General features: G+C 64.3%; 14 protein-coding genes. 4 read left to right on the top strand and 10 right to left on the bottom strand.

Annotated elements, in window-relative coordinates:
• Positions 1-50: 50 nt before the first annotated feature.
• Complete coding sequence (locus ACNPM8_RS03970) at positions 51-845, bottom strand: TIM barrel protein (protein WP_105656539.1); 795 nt, start codon at positions 843-845, stop codon at positions 51-53.
• Complete coding sequence (locus ACNPM8_RS03965; RefSeq protein ID WP_105656540.1) at positions 842-1933, bottom strand: Gfo/Idh/MocA family oxidoreductase; 1092 nt, start codon at positions 1931-1933, stop codon at positions 842-844. The genes ACNPM8_RS03970 and ACNPM8_RS03965 overlap by 4 nt, the downstream gene beginning before the upstream one ends.
• Positions 1934-2029: 96 nt before the next feature.
• Between ACNPM8_RS03965 and ACNPM8_RS03960 the strand changes: the two genes are divergently transcribed.
• Positions 2030-3019, top strand: a complete 990-nt coding sequence (locus ACNPM8_RS03960; protein WP_133833849.1) for a LacI family DNA-binding transcriptional regulator — start codon at positions 2030-2032, stop codon at positions 3017-3019.
• Between the two features lie 65 nt (positions 3020-3084).
• Here ACNPM8_RS03960 and ACNPM8_RS03955 read toward each other — a convergent pair whose 3' ends face one another.
• The 8 genes from ACNPM8_RS03955 to iolC all read right to left on the bottom strand — a co-directional run bounded on the left by ACNPM8_RS03955 (position 3085) and on the right by iolC (position 13332).
• Positions 3085-4575, bottom strand: a complete 1491-nt coding sequence (locus ACNPM8_RS03955) for a sugar porter family MFS transporter (RefSeq protein WP_133833848.1) — start codon at positions 4573-4575, stop codon at positions 3085-3087.
• A 414-nt stretch (positions 4576-4989) separates the two neighbouring features.
• Complete coding sequence (locus ACNPM8_RS03950) at positions 4990-5874, bottom strand: sugar phosphate isomerase/epimerase family protein (RefSeq protein WP_105656543.1); 885 nt, start codon at positions 5872-5874, stop codon at positions 4990-4992.
• A gap of 7 nt (positions 5875-5881) precedes the next feature.
• Entirely contained in the window at positions 5882-6895 is a 1014-nt protein-coding gene (locus tag ACNPM8_RS03945; protein ID WP_448939325.1) for a Gfo/Idh/MocA family protein, read from the bottom strand.
• Positions 6896-6935: 40 nt separating this feature from the next.
• Positions 6936-7856 carry a sugar phosphate isomerase/epimerase family protein gene (locus tag ACNPM8_RS03940; RefSeq protein WP_105662240.1) on the bottom strand — a complete coding sequence of 307 codons (921 nt, stop codon included), beginning with the start codon at positions 7854-7856 and terminating at the stop codon, positions 6936-6938.
• Positions 7857-7886: 30 nt separating this feature from the next.
• Positions 7887-9401: a CoA-acylating methylmalonate-semialdehyde dehydrogenase gene (locus ACNPM8_RS03935; protein WP_448939324.1), complete on the bottom strand. Its 1515-nt coding sequence runs from the start codon at positions 9399-9401 to the stop codon at positions 7887-7889.
• A 44-nt stretch (positions 9402-9445) separates the two neighbouring features.
• Positions 9446-11377: a 3D-(3,5/4)-trihydroxycyclohexane-1,2-dione acylhydrolase (decyclizing) gene (gene iolD / locus ACNPM8_RS03930; RefSeq protein WP_332731430.1), complete on the bottom strand. Its 1932-nt coding sequence runs from the start codon at positions 11375-11377 to the stop codon at positions 9446-9448.
• Between the two features lie 30 nt (positions 11378-11407).
• A complete protein-coding gene (locus ACNPM8_RS03925) occupies positions 11408-12337 on the bottom strand; it encodes a Cgl0159 family (beta/alpha)8-fold protein (protein WP_105656548.1) in 930 nt (309 codons plus the stop codon).
• A 2-nt stretch (positions 12338-12339) separates the two neighbouring features.
• Positions 12340-13332, bottom strand: coding sequence for a 5-dehydro-2-deoxygluconokinase (gene iolC / locus ACNPM8_RS03920; RefSeq protein ID WP_105656549.1), 993 nt, complete (start codon positions 13330-13332; stop codon positions 12340-12342).
• Positions 13333-13671: 339 nt separating this feature from the next.
• Between iolC and ACNPM8_RS03915 the strand changes: the two genes are divergently transcribed.
• From ACNPM8_RS03915 to ACNPM8_RS03905, 3 genes are all read left to right on the top strand, one after another.
• Positions 13672-14679, top strand: coding sequence for a LacI family DNA-binding transcriptional regulator (locus ACNPM8_RS03915; protein WP_448939323.1), 1008 nt, complete (start codon positions 13672-13674; stop codon positions 14677-14679).
• Positions 14680-14797: 118 nt separating this feature from the next.
• Positions 14798-15970 carry a Gfo/Idh/MocA family protein gene (locus ACNPM8_RS03910; RefSeq protein WP_448939322.1) on the top strand — a complete coding sequence of 391 codons (1173 nt, stop codon included), beginning with the start codon at positions 14798-14800 and terminating at the stop codon, positions 15968-15970.
• Entirely contained in the window at positions 15967-16983 is a 1017-nt protein-coding gene (locus ACNPM8_RS03905) for a sugar phosphate isomerase/epimerase family protein (RefSeq protein WP_402697064.1), read from the top strand. The genes ACNPM8_RS03910 and ACNPM8_RS03905 overlap by 4 nt, the downstream gene beginning before the upstream one ends.
• Positions 16984-17016: the final 33 nt, after the last annotated feature.

Raw genomic sequence — 17016 nt, 5'->3', positions numbered from 1 at the left:
CCCCCCGCCACTGGGCTTTAGACTCTCATTCCGATGCTCGGTGCATGATGCTAGCGCGCCACGGGCTTGGACAGCGGTGAAAACGCCTGGGCAAAGGCCGCGATGGCTCCTTCGGAATCTGCGCTGGCGTAGGCCTCCATGCCGATCGGGCCAGAATAACCCAGCTCGGCCAGCACACGGGCGACGGCCAGATAGTTGATCTCCCCGGTGCCCGGCTCGCACCGTCCGGGTACGTCTGCGACCTGGATTTCCCCAATGTGCGGAAGCGCCGAGCGCACCAGTTCGATGAGGTTCCCCTCGCCAATTTGGGCGTGGTACAGGTCCAGCATCATCTTCACGTTCGGGTGCCCGACGGCCTTGACCAGGGACATCGTGTCCTTGGCGCGTCCCAGCGGGATTCCAGGGTGATCCAGGATCGTGTTCAGGTTCTCCAGCATGAAGGTGACCTGGTGCTCTTCGCCGATGCGGCCCAGTGCTTCCAGCGTTCGCGCTGCGGTGAGCCACATCTCTCCGGTAGCCCGGAATTGCGGGCTGGCCGCCTGCCCGTCAACGAGCTGGGCCGGATGCACAACTAGCCGGTGGATGCCCAGCTGCTGGGCTGCCGGGATCAATTCCTTGGCGGTGCGAACAACTTCGCCCGCGCTGTCCGGATCGCAGAGGCTGCCTGCGCTGTAGCCTGTCATGGAGCCGAAACGGGCGCCGGTGGCCGCCAATGCCGGCAGGTCCTTGCCCCGGATATCCCAGAGTTCTATTTCAAAGCCGGCCTCGTCCAGGCGCTTCACCCGGTCGATCAGCGGAAGGTCCAGGAAGACCATTTCGGCACAGACCGCCAGTTGCCCGTTCATGGGTTCACCGCAAGGCGGGTGGCGGATTCCAACTTGACCGGCAGCCCGGATTCTGCGGATTCCAAGGCCGCCAGTGCGATGCGCAGGGCTGCGCGGGCGTCGGCGCCGGTGGGGACCGCCAGGGCCGCATCAGCCGTATCCTCGCGCAAGCCCCGGATCTTGCGGGCGAAGACCGAGAGCTGCTCGCGGTAGGCCTGGGCGAATAGCTCGATGTTCAACCGTTCGGTTGGCGCATGCGCTCCCTGGCTGTCGAAGCTGGCCGCGGCCAGCTGCACCGGATTGCCTGCCTGCACCATGCCCTTTGAACCGAAGACTTCTCCGCGCACGTCATAGCCGTAGCTGGCCGAGAAGTTCGCCTCGGCCACGGCGATTGCCCCATTGGAGTAGCGCAGGCTCACCACGGCGGTATCCAGCAAACCGGAGCCCCGGTGCTCAGGGGCCACCAGCGCATCGGACATGACGTGGACTTCCACTGCTTCGGCTCCCGGGTTCAACCAGTTCAGGGTGTCAAAATCGTGGATCAGGGTTTCAGTGAAAATGACGTGGGAACGGATCTTTGCCGCGTTGGGCAGCCCGCCGGCCACTTCTGGATCCCGGGTCAGCGAGCGCAGCAGTTGCGGGGTGCCAATAACTCCGGAATGCACCTGTTCCGCCACAACGGCGAAGTCCCGGGAGAAGCGCCGGTTGAAACCGATCTGCAGCAGCACCCCGGAAGCCTCCACGGCGTCAAGCGCGGCGTCCAAGTCCGACAACGCGTGCGCTGCCGGCTTTTCGCAGAAGATGTGCTTTCCGGCTGCGGCGGCTTGGGCGATCAAGCCGGCATGGAAGCTCGAAGGCGCCCCGATAACCACGGCGTCCACGCTGTCGTCGGCAAGCACGTCGGCGATGTCTTCGGTGTAGTTCGGGCAACCAAGCTCAGCGGCCAGTTCAGCGGCCCGGCCCGGCGCCGGGTCCGCTATGACATGCAATAGCGCATCCGGCAGATGCTGCGCCACGGTGCGGGCGTGGAATGCTCCGATCCACCCGGTACCGATAACGGCCAGGCGCAGCGGCTTTACTGAAGTTTCTGGCAGGGTCTGGTAAGCCATGAAGTCTCTCCTAGAACGTTCTAGATTTAGTGTTCAGGAAAATCATGGCACACTGGATAGCAACTGTCTATAACGTTCTAGAAGAAAGTTCCGCCCATGCCGACACCCCCTGCAAAACGCCCCACACTGGCCGACGTCGCCCGCGCCTCTGGGGTCTCGGTAGCGCTGGCCTCGATTGTCATGCGCGGTGCCGAGGGTGCCAGCGAAGAATCCCGGTCCCGAGTCAAGCAGGCGGCCGCGGAGTTGGGTTACCGCCCGGATTCGCGCGCGCGGTCGCTGCGCAGCAGCCGCAGCCGGACCATCGGTCTGGCCCTGGCGCTGGGAGAACCGTTGCATGCGGAATTGGCCGATGCCCTGTACGAGCAGGCAGACCAGAACGGCTTCGAGATCATCCTGGGCGCTACCGGCAAGCACCGCGATGAACGCCGAGTGCTCAATACGCTGATCGATGCGGGAGTCGAAGCGGTGATTGGCCTGTTCCCGGAACTTCCGCCGGCTCAACTGGTCCACGCCTCCAAGCAGCTTCCCATAATCAGCCTGCTGCGCACGATTGACGGCATCCCCTCCGTCATTACCAACGAAGCTGCCGGCGTTGAACAAGCCGTCAGCCACGTGGCCCAGCTCGGCCACACCCGGCTGCTGCATCTGGATGGCGGATCTGCCATCGCGGCGCAACAGCGGCGCGAGGCCTTTGCCGAATCCGCCGCCCGCGCCAACGCGCACGGCCAAGTGCTCCCAGCTGGCCCCGATGACGCCACCGCTTTCACGGTCCTGCGCGAATACCTGGAAGCAACTGCCCCAGCCGAACGCGCCACAGCGGTACTGGCCTTCAATGACCGTGCGGCGCTCGGCGCCCGCCAAGCAATCGACCTTGCCGGCCTGCATGTTCCCGAGCAGATCTGCCTGGTCGGCTATGACGACAGTGAATTCGCCAGGCTGGCGCACGCCGATCTGACCAGCGTTCGGCAAGATGTCGCGGCACTGGCCCAAGCCGCCATGCACGCGGCCCTGAACGCCCCGGGCGCTTCCAGCATCCATGCCCCGCAGCTGGTAGTGCGAGGCAGCACGGCAAGGCCCCGGGCATAGCAGCGAGCCCAGCCCCCTGCCACGTGGCGGGGGCTGGGCTTGCCAGCTCAGCGATGCGCCGCGATTCAGGCGTTGACCGCAGGCTTGACGTGGTAGATCGCTCCGGTGGAAACATCCTCTTCCAGCGCTTCCAGCGAGCGTCCACGGGTTTCAGGCACCTGCGTGGCTACGAAGAACAGTGCCAGCACACCGATGCCAGCGAAGATGAAGAAGGACCCGGTAATCCCGATCCCGGAGACCAGCGATGGGAAGAACAGTGCCAGCACGCCGTTGGTCGTCCAGCCGAAGAACACCGAGATGCCAATGCCCAGTCCGCGCATATGCAGCGGGAAGATTTCAGCCAGCCATACCCAGACGGCCACGTTCAGGAATGTCTGCATGGACATCACGAAGGCAACCACCAGGATCAGGATCACCACTGGCCGGATCGGGCTGCCAACTGGCAGCAGCATGCCCGCGATAGCCACCAGCAAGTGGCAGGTGGTGGTCAGCGACAGGCCAATCAGGAACGTCTTGCGGCGGTCCATGCGGTCCATGTTGCGCAGGGCGATAATTCCGCCAATGACAGCAACCACGCCAAAGGCGATATTCGCCAGTACTGCCTGCTGCTCTGACATCCCGGATTCTTCCAGCACGCGCGTGCCGTAGTACATGATCGAGTTGATGCCCGTGAGCTGCTGAGTCATGGAAACGCCGATGCCGATGGCGATGATGCGCATCAGCCATTTGTTCTTCAGCACCGCTTTGATGCCCACCGGCTTGTTAGCCAGCTTTTCCTCGTCGGCGACAATCTCGATCTCGTGGACTTCGGCCAGTGCGCGCTCAGGCGAACGCACGGTCTTGAGCACCCGCAACGCCTCGGCATAGCGGCGCTTTTCCACGAGCCAGCGAGGGGATTCAGGCATGCGCAGCATGCCGAAGAACAACGCCAATGCCGGCAAGGCGCAAATCGCGAACATGATACGCCAGATGCCATCCACTGTCCCGCCCAGAACCGTTCCAATGATCGCGTTCATGACGAAGGCGGCCAGCTGGCCCGAGACGATGGCCAACTCATTGCGGCCGGTGATCGAGCCGCGAATTTCATACGGTGCCAGTTCAGCCAGGTATACCGGTACGACCGTAGATGCGCCGCCGACGGCCAATCCGAGCATGATGCGTCCGGCAATCAGCACGCTGTAGCCAAAGGGCGAGAACGTTCCCAGTTCCGGTCCAGCAGGCGAAAAGACAACCAGCAGGCTTCCCGCGAAGAAGAGGACTGCCAGCATGATGATGGTTTTCCGCCGGCCCCACACGTCAGCGATCTGCCCACCGACCAGTGCGCCAATTGCGGCGGCGAAGACCAGCGAGCTGATCACCACGCCAATCTGCAGGAGATTCAGGCCCAGCTCGGCGGCCATCGGGCCTTCAGCACCGTTGGCAACACCTGTGTCATAGCCGAAAAGCAGACCGCCGAAACAGGCAACGATGGAGATTAAACCGAGACGTTTTGCATGGGGGCCCGGACTAAGGGGCGGCAGACTCGACTCTGCAGAAGCACTCTGCGCACTGGACATGGGGACTCCTTTGGATTGCCCGGGTGGAAGCGTGGCTGGCCTGCGGCCATCCATCGGATCAACTGCGATCCGGCTTCCTCCACTCGGTGCGGCGGGGGCCATTGAGCATTATTCCGGCCCCGTCGATAATTGAAAGTGATGGGCTTCACAGCCCTTATGTAAGGACAATACGTCATCAGTGTTTTCTGGGCAAGCATTCTTGGACATTTTGTCCTGGCGGATACTGCTTTTTGGACTGCCGCAGCCTCCCGGTCCGCCACTTCCCGGGACCATGCCCACAGATCATCACGGCATTTTGCGGCTCTTGCTGGATCCGCCTTCTGCGCAGGATGGCCCCTGGCAGGACGACGAAAGCCGAACCCATGCGGATTCGGCTTTCGTCATGTTGCAATTCGGCTCGGGAAGCCGGTTTGGCTAGGCGCGCACGGCACGGGCAGCGTCAACGCGGCTGCGCATCTGCTCCAACTGGTACTTGGCGACTGCTACGGCGTTCTCATTCTCGGCAAAAACGCAGGAGACCATCACGCTGTCCTGGCGGTCGGCAAATCCGTTGGCCACGAGGCCGGAGAAGAATTCGTCCCAGTTCACGTCTCCATCGCCAAGCTTCAGATGCTGGTGCACGCGCACCGCATTGCCCGGCGGGTTGGTGATGTAGCGCAACCCGTGCGAGGCATGATGGTTCATGGTGTCCGCCACGTGCACCACGCGCAGCCGCTCTCCCACTGCCTGCATGATATCCAGCGGCTTGTCCTTCATGTGGAAGGAATGCGAAGCAACGTAGACGAAGGACAGATTCGGCGAGTTCACCCCGCGGATCACCCGCCAAGCGGCCAGGCCTTCTTCGACAAAATCATCCGGATGCGGGTCAATGGCCACATTGATGCCCTCGCGCTCAATGATTGGCACGAGCTCTTCCATGGAGCGGTAGAATGCCGCCTCGGACTCCTCGGCGCGTTCCGGCCGCCCGGAGAATTCAGTGTTCATCTGGTTCACGCCGAGATCCACGGCAATCTGGATGGCGCGCTTCCAGTAGCGCACCGCGGCCTGGCGCAAATTCTCATCGGGCGAGGCCCAGCGCAGTACCGGCAGCACCGAAGCGATCTCCACCCCGGAAGCCCGGCAACGGGCCGCGAGCTGCGCGACCAGGTCATCGTCGGCCTTGGGGTGGGTGAAGAACGGAATCATGTCCGCATGCGGTGTCAGCTGGATGCTGTCATAGCCCAGCTCCGCTGCCAGTTCCGGGAACTGGAGCAGCGAATGGGTGGAATGGAACGGGGTCGGGTCCAGTGCGTATTTCATGATGCCCTTAGCTGTAGAGATCCGGCTTGCTGTTCAGCTTGACTGCCACCTTTTCGCCGGTGCGCTGGGCCTCGACTCCAGCCTCGCAGCAGGCCGCAGTGGCGTAGCCGTCCCAGGCGCTGGGCCCGCCCAATTCGCCTCGCAGCGCGGCGTCCACCCATGACTGGATTTCGGTATCGTAGGCGGCGCCGAAACGCTCCTCGAAGCCGGGGGTGACCTTGCCGCCCCACTGCCCGGCGGTACGCACATACGGTCCAGCGTCATTGCCGATGGACACGATGCCCTCCTCGAAGGAAGCCTGGGTCGCCACCTCGTAGCCGAACTTCGCGTTGACGTAGATCTCCACGTCGGCGAGCACTCCGGTCGAGGTTTCCAGCAGCACGTGCTGGGGGTCGTGCTGGCCGTTGGGAGCATTGCGGGTGGCCTTGCCCAAGCGCACCTGCACCGAGGTGATCTCGTCACCGGTGAAGTAGCGGATGGCGTCGAATTCGTGGACCACCGAGTCGTTGATCAGCATCTCATTGGTGAAGCCCTCCGGGGTGGAGGGATTGCGGTGCTGGTGGTGCAGCACCAGCAATTCGCCCAGGCTCTCGTCCTCGATCAGCTGGCGCAGCTGCCGGTACTCGGCGTCGAAGCGCCGCATGAAGCCCACTTGGATGCGCTTGCGGCCCAGCTTGGCCTCGGCCTCGACGATCTCCCAGGAGGAAGCGGCATCGGGGGTCAGCGGCTTTTCGCACAGCACCGGAATATCTGCCTCGAGCACCGCCAGCAGTGCATCGTGGTGCAGGAAGCCGGGGGTCGCCAGCAGTACCGCGTTGACCTCGCCGTCGGCGAGCGCCGCGGACAGGTCGGAGTAGCCCTTGGCACCCGGGATCCCGTCGATGGCCGCAGCGACCCGGTCGGTGTCGATATCGACAACGGCCGCGACTTCGGCTCCGGAAATACGGTGGTGGATCCGCTGTATGTGGTCGGCGCCCATGCGCCCGGCTCCAACGACGGCGACGCGCAGGTTATCTGGCACGATATGTCCTTTCAAGAATTCTTGGCTAGGTGGGGATTGCTTAGACGCGGCTGCGCGAGCCGCAGCTGAGCAGGTAGTCGCGGGTGCGGGTGGCGATGGGCAGCGGCACCGAGAAGTCGGCCACCGGGTACATGTCCTGTTCGACAATTCCGAAAATCGGACGGCCCAGCTTCTCCACTTCCTTCAAGACCTCGTTGAGGTCAGGCAACCCGGAAGGCGGTTCGCACATCACCCCGGCCAAGTTGGCCGCGGCCCAGGTCATGTCCTGTGCGCGGACCGTGGCCAGGATGTCCGGGTTGATCTGCTTCAGGTGCAGGTACCCGATGCGCTCCGGGAAGCGGCGGATCAAGTCCACGCTGGAAGCTCCACCGTATTCGGCATGTCCGGTGTCCAGGCACAGGGTGGTGAATTGCGGGTCGGTGAGCTCAAGGAACTTCTCGATGTCGCCCTGGCCGCAGACGTGGGAGTCGGCGTGGGAATGGAACTGCTGCTTGAGGCCGAATTCCTCCTGCAGGATCCTTCCCAGCCGGTCATGGCCCTTGGCCAGCGAATCCCAGGCCGAACCGTCCAGGGTGCCCGATTCGATGGCCTGGCCGGTGACGTCGTCGCGCCACATGGCAGGGATCACCACAATATGCTCGCCTCCCATGGCGGCGGTCAGCTCGGCCACCTTGCGGGCTGGCTCCCAGGCTTCTTCCCAGGCGCTGGCGCTGCCGTCGATACCGCGGTGGAAGGCGGTGAAGACGGTGCCGGCGCAGACCTTCAGGTCGCGGGCGGCCAGCTCGTCGGCCAGCTGCGCGGGGTCGGTGGGCAGGTACCCGTAGGGACCCAGTTCAATGGTCTTGTAGCCGGCTTCAGCCACTTCGTCGAGGAAGCGCTGCCAGGGTGTCTGCTGGGGATCATCGGGAAACCAGACTCCCCAGGAGTCGGGGGCAGTCCCAATGGTGATGTTCTGTGCCATGGTGCGTACCTTATCTTCTGTTCAAGGTGCCTAGTTGGAGGGGAAGTTGAAGGTGGCGGCCGTGCCCTGGGCCGGCTCCGGCCAGCGCTGCGTGATGGCCTTGCCCCGGGTGTAGAAGCGCACGCCGTCCGGGCCGTAGATGTGGTGCTCGCCGAACAGCGAGTCCTTCCAGCCTCCGAAGGAGTGCCAGGCAACCGGCACCGGCAGCGGCACGTTGACCCCGACCATGCCTACCTGGATGCGGCGGGTGTAGGTGCGGGCGTGGGCGCCGGAGGAGGTGAAGATGGCCGTGCCGTTGCCGTAGGGGTTCGCGTTGACCACTTCGATGGCTTCTTCCAGGCTGTCTACGCGCAGCACCACCAGTACCGGGCCGAAGATCTCCTCGGTGTAGGCGCTCATCTCGCGGCTGACTTTGTCGATGATGGTCGGGCCGACAAAGAACCCGTTCTCGTGGTCCTTGACCACCAGGTCGCGTCCGTCGATGACCAGCGCGGCGCCAGCTTCCTGCGCCTCGCCAACGATCTTCTGCAGGCGGGACTTCGAGGCCGGGGTGATCACCGGTCCCATATCCGCCGTCTCATCGAAGCCGTTCGAGACGTTGACGTTGCGGGCATGCTCGGCGAGCTTGTCCACCAGGCCGTCGGCGGCAGCGCCCACGGCGACGGCCACGGAGATGGCCATGCAGCGCTGGCCCGCGGAGCCGAAAGCGGCGGCGTTGATGTGGTCGGCGGCCAAGTCCATATCGGCATCGGGCATGATCACCGCGTGGTTCTTCGCTCCGCCCAGGGCCTGCACGCGCTTGCCGTGCTTGGTGGCGGTTTCGTGCACGTACTTGGCGATCGGAGTGGAACCGACAAAGGAGATGCCATCCACATCCGGGTGGGTGAGCAGCCCGTCCACGGTTTCCTTGCCGCCGTGCAGCACCTGGAAAACGCCGTCGGGCAGGCCGGCTTCCTTGAACAGCTCGGCGATCAGCAAGGCGGCCGAAGGGTCGCGCTCGGAAGGCTTGAGGATGAAGGCGTTGCCGGTGGCAATGGCCACCGGTGCCATCCACAGCGGCACCATCACCGGGAAGTTGAACGGGGTGATGCCGGCGACCACGCCCAACGGCTGGCGGAAGGAGAACACGTCGATGCCGGTGGAGACCTGGTCGGAGTATTCGCCCTTCAGCGCCTGGGAGATGCCGCAGGCATACTCCACCACTTCGATGCCGCGGCTGATCTCGCCGGCGGCGTCGGAGAGGACCTTGCCGTGCTCGGAGGTGACGATGCGGGCCAGCTCGCCGGTGTGCTCGGTGAGCAGCTGCTGGAAGCGGAAGAGGATCTTGCTGCGCTTGGCGATCGATACTTCGCCCCAGGTTTCGGAGGCGGCCTTGGCCACGGCCACAGCCTGCTGCAGGTCCTCGCCGCTGGCCAGGTGCAGCTGGCCGGTGATTTCTCCGGTTGCCGGGTTGTAGACCGGCTGGGTGGCGGTGCCGGTGCCGGCGCTGGGCTTGCCGTTGATGTAGTGCAGGATTTCGGTGACTTCGGTAGCGGTAGCAGTCATGGGTTCACGTCTTTCGGTATTCGAGTTGGTCTGGTGCGGTGCGCCTAGCCCAGCAGGGGCTTCTGGCGGGATTTGTGCTCGGCGTAGGTCTTGCGGGCCTGGGTGGTGGAGTCCAGCTCGGCGACCTCGCTGACCGGCACATCCCACCAGGACTCGCTGGAGGGAGCATCGGCGTAGAGGTCGGATTCGATGTGGATCAGGATCGGCCCCGAACCCTCGGGCGCGGCCTTGGCCTGGGCGATGGCCGCCGAGAGCTCATCGATGGCTTGGGGCCCGGGCTCGATCCGGATGACCTTCACGCCCAGCGACTCGGCGTTGGCAGCCAGGTCCACTGGCAAGGTCGCACCATCATCGAAGCTGTGGCGCTGGGCATCGAGCGTGCGGTACTTGGTGCCGAAACGCTGGGAGCCCAGTGATTCGGACAGGGCTCCGATGGAGGCGTAGCCATGGTTCTGTATCAGCACGGTGATCAGCTTCAGGCCTTCGGCCACGGCGGTGACCAGCTCGGTGTGCATCATCAGGTAGGAGCCGTCACCCACCATCACCACGACGTCGCGGGACTCTTCGGAGCCTCGCGCGGTTTCAGCAAGGGCGGCGCGCTTGATGCCCAGCCCGCCGGCGATCTCGTATCCCATGCAGGAGAAGCCGTATTCCACGTGGTAGCCGAACGGGTCGGAGACCCGCCACATCTTGTGCAGGTCCCCGGGCAGCGAGCCGGCGGCGCAGACCACCACATCGCGCGGATCCATGGCCTGGTTCACCGCTCCGATGATGGCGTTCTGGCTGACCAGCGGGCTCAGCCGCTCGGCGAAGGCCGCATCAACGGTCGCGTCCCAGCGCTGCTTCTCGGTGGCGGCCTGGACTTCCAGGGCCCCCTCGACCCGGTACCCGGTCAGCGCCTCGCGCAGCGCGATCAGCGCTTTGCGGGCATCGGCGACCACCGGCAGCACGGTGCCGTGCTTGTAGGCGTCCAGCGCGGCCACGTTGATGTTCACGAACTTCACGTCCGGGTTCTGGAATGCGGTGCGGCTGGCGGTGGTGAAGTCCTCATAGCGGGTGCCGATGCCGATGACCAGGTCCGCTTGCTCGGCCAGCGCATTGGCCGCGGTGGTGCCGGTGGAGCCGATGGCGCCCAGGGAGTACTTGGAATCCCACGGCAGCACGCCCACCCCGGCCTGGGTATTGCCCACGGGGATGCCGGTGGCTTCGCAGAAGGCGGCCAGCTCCTCGGTGGCGTAGGCGTACAGCACGCCGCCGCCTGCGACGATCAATGGGCGCTTGGCTTCGCGGATCATGGCCGCGGCGGCCGCGATGTCCTCGGATTCCGGTGCCGGGCGGCGGATCTTCCACTCGCGCTCGGCAAAGAGCTCTTCCGGGAAGTCGAAGGCTTCGGCCTGCACGTCCTGCGGCAAGGAGATGGTCACCGCTCCGGTTTCGGCGGGGTCGGTGAGCACCCGCAACCCGTGGTGCAAGGCACTGGCCAGCTGCTCGGGTCGCGTGACCCGGTCGAAGTACTTGGACAGCGGGCGGAAGGCGTCGTTGACGGTGATGTCGTAGCCGTGCGGCATTTCCAGCTGCTGGAGCACCGGGTCCGCGGCGCGGGTGGCGAAGGTGTCCGAAGGCAGCAGCAGCACCGGCAGGCGGTTGGCGGTGGCCAGCGCCGCACCGGTGAGCAAGTTGGAGGACCCGGGGCCGATGGAGGTGGAGACCGCGTAGGTGGCGCGCCGGCGGGTGTGCCGCGCGTAGGCGACGGCCTGGTGCGACTGGGCCTGCTCATTGCGGCCCTGGTAGTACGGCATGAGGCTCGGGTCCTTGGCCTGCCACTGCTTCAGCGCCTGGCCCACCCCGGCAACATTCCCGTGGCCGAAAATCCCGAACATGCCCGGAATCAGCCGTTCGCGGTAGTGCGTGCCGCCGATGGAATCCACCGTGTACTGGCGGCCCAGGAATTCCACGACCGCCTGGGCAACGGTCATTGTGCGTGTAGTCATCGAGCTTCGTCCTTCTCAGCTGCGTACGGTTGCGGTGGTGTCCAGTAGCGATGCGGCGGTTGCCACGGCGGCGGCCACATCCCCGTCCTCGGGATACAGCAGGGTCCGGCCTACGGTCAGCCCCTGCACCGAAGGCAGGGCCAGCGCCGCCTGCCACGAGGCGAAGACCTCGTCGGGACTGCCCGATGGATCCCCGCCGAGCAGGACCGTGGGCAGGGTGGTCGCGGCCATGACCCGTTCCATCTCCTGGACCACGGGAATCTTCAGCCAGGTGTAGGCGCTGGTTTCGCCCAGTCCCGAGGCGATGCCCATGGACTTGATCACTGCCTCCGGGCGCAGGTCGTTGACTACCTTGCCCTCGGCCCGCTTGGAGATGAACGGCTCGACCATGGCCACCAGCTGGTGCCGGGCCAGATCCGACACGGCGTCGGCGGTAGCGGCCAGGGTTTTCACGGTGTCCGGATCCTCGTAGCTGATCCGGGTGAGCATCTTGCCGCCGTCGGCGCCCAGGGCAGCCAGGGCGGCCGCGCTGTGCCCGGTAAAGCGGTCGTCGATCTCGTTGACCAAGCCGGTGAGCCCGCCGCGGTTCATCGATCCGAAGACCAGCTTGCCTTCCAGCGCGCCCAGCAGCAGCAGGTCATCGAGGATATCGGGCGAGGCCAGCACCCCGTCGCAGGCGGGGTTCTGCAAGGCGATCTGCAGCCGGTCCAGCAGCTGGCGGCGGTCGGCCATGGCCGTGGCGCGCTTGCCCACGGACAGGGCGCCGCGGGCCGGGTGGTCGGCGGCGATGATGAAGTTCTGCCGTCCCAGCACCGGGCCGGCGTGCTTCCGGCGCAGCGAAGCGGCGCGCTGCACCGAGGCCGGGTCTTCCAGCCGCTGGCGGGTGATGGATTCGTAGCGGCGCGGGTCTTCCCGGTCCACTGGCAGCTCTGATGCCTGTTTCATTTCTAGACCAGGTCTTTCTGGGAGTCGGGGACGGTGCGGCCGCGCTCGGCCAGCAGGGCATTGACTTCTTCCGGGTCCGGCATGGCGTCGGAGCAGGCAACCTTCGAGGCCACAATGGCTCCGGCGGCATTGGCGTAGTCAAGCACCTGTTCCAGCGGCCAGCCGGAGAGCAGTCCGTGGCAGAAGGCGCCGCCGAAGGAATCTCCGGCACCCAGTCCGTTAGCGGTCTGCACCGGGACCGGCGCGGAAACCACGCGCTCGGTGCGGGTTTTGGCCATGACCCCTTCGGGGCCGAGCTTGACCACGGCAATCTGCACTCCGGCCTCCAGCAGGCGGTCGGCCTGCTCATCCGGGGTGCCTTCGCCGACGGCTACCGAGCATTCGGTGTCGTTGCCGATGGCCACGGTGGCCGATGGCAGGGCACGCGCTACCTGTTCGCGGGCCTGTTCCACGGAGTCCCAGAACATCGGGCGGTAGTCCAAATCCAGAATGGTGAACTGACCCTGGGCCAGGGAATCTGCTGGGCGGGCGGCATAGGCCGCCAATTGCGCGGTGCGCGAAGGTTCGCGGCTCAAGCCGGTGACGGTGCTCCAGAAGATCCTGGAGTCCTTGACGGCTTGGAGGTCGATGTCGCTGCTGTCGATGTTCCAGTCCGGCGCCATCGGGAAGCGTCCGTAGAAGTACAGCGGGAAGTCGTCCGGCGGCATGATGGCGCAGAAGGTGACTGGCGTCTGCAACGTGGCGTCGCGGGCTACCTGGGTGCGGTCCACGCCGAAGCGGTCCAATTCGCGTTCCAGGAATGTGCCGAAGTCGTCGTCGCCGATTTTGGTGATCACACCGGCTGCTCGGCCGTGCCGGGCGGCCGCCACGGCGACGTTGGTGGCGGAGCCGCCGAGGTACTTGCTGAATGTGTTCACATCCGCGAGGGAAACGCCGATGTCATTCGGATACACGTCGACGCTGATGCGTCCGAGGGTGAGTACGTCGTAAGTCACGCAGATCGACGTCCTTTCGAGTCAGAAGTTCAGGGATCGGCCAACTGCCGAAGATGTGAACGGTGCCACAAGAAATACTTTGCACCATGAATTCGGCACTGTCAAAGGTTTGTACTGACATATTTACAACATGAGTAACATGGTGTGGACAAATCCGCGGAATTCCGGGGTTTTCCATCTGTTTCGGACGTTGAAAATAAAAAAATTTCCACATGCCATGTCCTGGCTTCATGGCGTGGCCCGCGAAGTTCGACGAGCAGAATCCACCCCCTCACGGCCGTGCGCTCGAGCAAAACGCTAGGCTCTTAACGAGAACAACCGACACCCCCAGGAGGAACTGTGGCCGCAGCACGCCGTCGAGCGACCATCTACGACGTTGCCCAGGCCGCAGGTGTTTCCAAGTCGCTGGTGTCCCTGGTGCTGCGCGGCTCCCCCAGCGTCTCGGAAGCACGTCGCGCGGCAGTACTGGCCGCCATCAAGGAACTGGATTACCGCCCCAGCCAGGCCGCCACGGCACTTGCCGGCGGCACGAGCCAGACAGTCGGCGTAGTCATCGACGACTACACCAACGTCTGGTTCGTGGAACTTCTTCGCGGGCTCCAAGAAGGACTGGCAAGCGCAGGATTGCGCATCGCAGTTTCCGACCGGGCACTCAACACCCACGTCGAGTCGGACCCGCTCGATGGATTCCTCAGCACCCGGGTAGAGGCTTTGGTACTGGCCACCGAACCGACTCCTGCCATGCGCTTTTCAGCGCAGGTTCCGGTCATTGTGGCCGGCAATCGCGCCACCCAGGTTCGCGGCGCGGCCATTTCTTCCAGTGACGACAGGCTCGGGGCACGCCAAGCCATCGAGTACCTGGTTTCGCTGGGCCACCGGAATATTGGCCACATCGCCGGTGGCGGCGGAGCCTCGATGCTGCGCCTGGCCGGGTACCAGGAGGCAATGAAGGCCGCGGGACTCGAAGAGCGCATAGTTTCGGTCAGCGAATTGACCACCGAAGACACCGGCTACCAGTGCGCACGGCAGCTTTTGGGCGAAGCCCCGGAAACAACGGCCATCTTGGCCGGCAACGACTCAATGGCCATGGGAGCCATGGCAGCCGCCCGGGAAGCCGGCCTGTCGACACCTGGGGATTTGTCAATCATCGGCTACGACAACTCGCCGCTCTCCGGCACCCACCTGCTGCGCCTGACAACCGTGGATAGCCGCAACCACGAGCTTGGATTGCACGTGGCCCAGCAGGTGCTCTCCCGGCTCGCCAATCCCGAACGCGAAGCCCAGCGCGTGCTGATGGAGCCGCTGCTCATCGAGCGCGGCACCTGCGCGGCACCCCGCCGGCCCTGATTCCTTCCAATTCCAAACCTTCTCCTGCAGACCCCTTGACCGCGATCTGAAATAGGTTCTAGACTCTTTTGGAGCGCTCCAAAATATTCCATGAACAGCTTTCACCCAGGAGAATTCCATGACAAAAACCATCGGCATTGCCGTCATTGGCGCCGGCATGGCCGGGCTGTCCCACATCGCTGGGTACCGCACAGCACCCACCCTCTACAGCTCCGACTTGCCACCGCTTCGCTACGTTGCCGTGGCTGACGTGAACACCGAGCTCGCAGCCAAGGTCGCCAAGCGCTACGGCTACGAAAAGGCGCTCGGTTCCTGGCAAGAGGTGGCCGCAGATCCAGATATCGACGTGGTCTCGGTAGTTATTGCCAACCGTTTCCACCGTGAAGCAGTCGAGGGCCTGCTGGCTGCCGGCAAGCACGTTTTGTGCGAAAAGCCGCTGGCTGACACCCTTCAAGAAGCTGAAGCGATGGCCACCGCGGCCCGCAACGCCGACTCCGTGGCCCGCGTTGGCTTCACCTTGCGCCGCACCCCGGGCATCGCCACGATCCAGAACCTGATCGCCGATGGCACCCTGGGCAAGGTGCTGCATTTCTCCGGACGCTACTGGACCGACTACGGCCACAACCCGCAGGCCCCGATGAGCTGGCGCTTCAAGGGCCAGCCAGGCTCGGGCGCACTGGCCGATGTGGGAAGCCACCTGGCCTACGTTGCCGAATTCCTGGCCGGCGAGATTCTTTCGGTCAGCGGCGGCCAGCTGAGCACCAGCATCACCGAACGCTTCCTGCCAGCCGGCGCCGTCACCGGCCACGATCTCGTGGAACTGAGCGACACGTCCGAGCCGGTAGAAAACGACGACTACGCGGCGTTCAACGTACAGTTCGCCGGGGCCGCAGGCAGCCTGGAAGTTTCCCGCGTGGCAGCCGGCCACCCCAATACGCTGACCTTCGAGGTCTTTTGCGAGAAGGGCGCCGCACGCTTCAGCCAGCTGCGTCCAGCGGAAATCGAAATCATGCTCACCGAGGGCCCTTCGGCAACCAACGGCTACCGCACGGTAAATCTCGGCTCGGAACACGCCTACCTCAGTGGCGGACTGCCCATGGATGCGCCAGGTGTCGGCTTCGGCCAGAATGATGCCTTCGGCTACCAGGCGCGCGCCTTCCTCGACGAGGTCTGCGGCCTGGGCAATGCACTTCCCAGCAACGCAACATTCGACGAGGGCGTGCACAATATGCAGGTCCTCCAGGCGGTCGTGCAGTCCGCTGCCAATGACGGAAAGAAGGTTTCACTGTGAAACTCGGAGTCTACAACGCAATCCTCCACAACCGCCCGCTGGCCGAAGCCCTGGAGGTCATTGCCGCCCAGGGACTGACCGGCATCGAATTGAACACCGGCGGCTTCTTGCCCCCAGTGCACGTGCCGAACATCGACGAGATCCTGGAATCCGACATCGCTCGCGATGCTTTCCTCGCCCAATTCGAAGGCACCGGCGTGGAAATCTATGGGCTGAACTGCAACGGCAACCCGTTGCACCCCAATCGCGAAATCGGCCAGAAGCACGCCGAGGACATTCGCCGCTCCATCAAGCTGGCCGCGCGCCTAGGCCAGACCCGCGTGGTCACCATGTCCGGCCTGCCCGCTGGAGACCCCAATGCTTCGACCCCGAACTGGGTAGTCAATGCCTGGAATTCGGCAGCCCTGGACCAGCTGGACTATCAATTCGGGATCGCCGCGGAATTCTGGAAAGAAATCGATGAGCTGGCTGTCGAACACGGAGTCAAGGTTGCTCTGGAGCTGCACCCGCAGAACCTGGTCTTCAACCCTGCAAGCTTTCGCGAGCTGTTGAAGCGGGCGGGTACCAGCAACATCGGAGTTGAACTGGATGCCTCGCACCTCTTCTGGCAGCAGATGGATCCAGTAGCCGTTGTCCGCGACCTGGGCCCATGGGTCTTCCACGCAGCAGCCAAGGATGTGCGCGTCAATCCGAATGCGGCCATCCAGGGCGTATTGGATAACAGCTTCCGCAAGCTGGGCGAAGACGAACCGCGCACCAACCTCGGCGGGGATGAATGGGCGAACGAGTGGCCGAAGAATTCAGCCTGGGACTTCGTGGCTTTGGGCAAGGGACATGGCACCGCATTCTGGACCGAATTCTTGCGCGCATTGCACGAGGTGGATCCGGAAATGATGGTGAACATCGAACACGAGGACACCGAGCTAGGTGCCGTTGAGGGCCTGGAAGTCGCCGCCAAGGTACTCATTGAGGCCGACGCGGCCCTGCAAGCTTCATTGGCCGCAACCTCCTAGGATCCTCCCGCTGGCGTGCAGAAGCCCGGAATT

The organism is Glutamicibacter sp. AGC46 (assembly GCF_053543715.1).
This window is presented reverse-complemented; position numbering and strand designations above follow the sequence as displayed.

Coding starts and splice junctions, on each gene's coding strand:
- ACNPM8_RS03935 (WP_448939324.1), bottom strand. CDS start 9,401: ATGACTGCTACCGCTACCGAAGTCACCGAAATCCTGCACTACATCAAC.
- ACNPM8_RS03940 (WP_105662240.1), bottom strand. CDS start 7,856: ATGGCACAGAACATCACCATTGGGACTGCCCCCGACTCCTGGGGAGTC.
- ACNPM8_RS03970 (WP_105656539.1), bottom strand. CDS start 845: ATGAACGGGCAACTGGCGGTCTGTGCCGAAATGGTCTTCCTGGACCTT.
- iolD (WP_332731430.1), bottom strand. CDS start 11,377: ATGACCGTTGCCCAGGCGGTCGTGGAATTCCTGGGCCGCCAGTACACG.
- ACNPM8_RS03950 (WP_105656543.1), bottom strand. CDS start 5,874: ATGAAATACGCACTGGACCCGACCCCGTTCCATTCCACCCATTCGCTG.
- ACNPM8_RS03960 (WP_133833849.1), top strand. CDS start 2,030: ATGCCGACACCCCCTGCAAAACGCCCCACACTGGCCGACGTCGCCCGC.
- ACNPM8_RS03955 (WP_133833848.1), bottom strand. CDS start 4,575: ATGTCCAGTGCGCAGAGTGCTTCTGCAGAGTCGAGTCTGCCGCCCCTT.
- ACNPM8_RS03910 (WP_448939322.1), top strand. CDS start 14,798: ATGACAAAAACCATCGGCATTGCCGTCATTGGCGCCGGCATGGCCGGG.
- ACNPM8_RS03965 (WP_105656540.1), bottom strand. CDS start 1,933: ATGGCTTACCAGACCCTGCCAGAAACTTCAGTAAAGCCGCTGCGCCTG.
- ACNPM8_RS03925 (WP_105656548.1), bottom strand. CDS start 12,337: ATGAAACAGGCATCAGAGCTGCCAGTGGACCGGGAAGACCCGCGCCGC.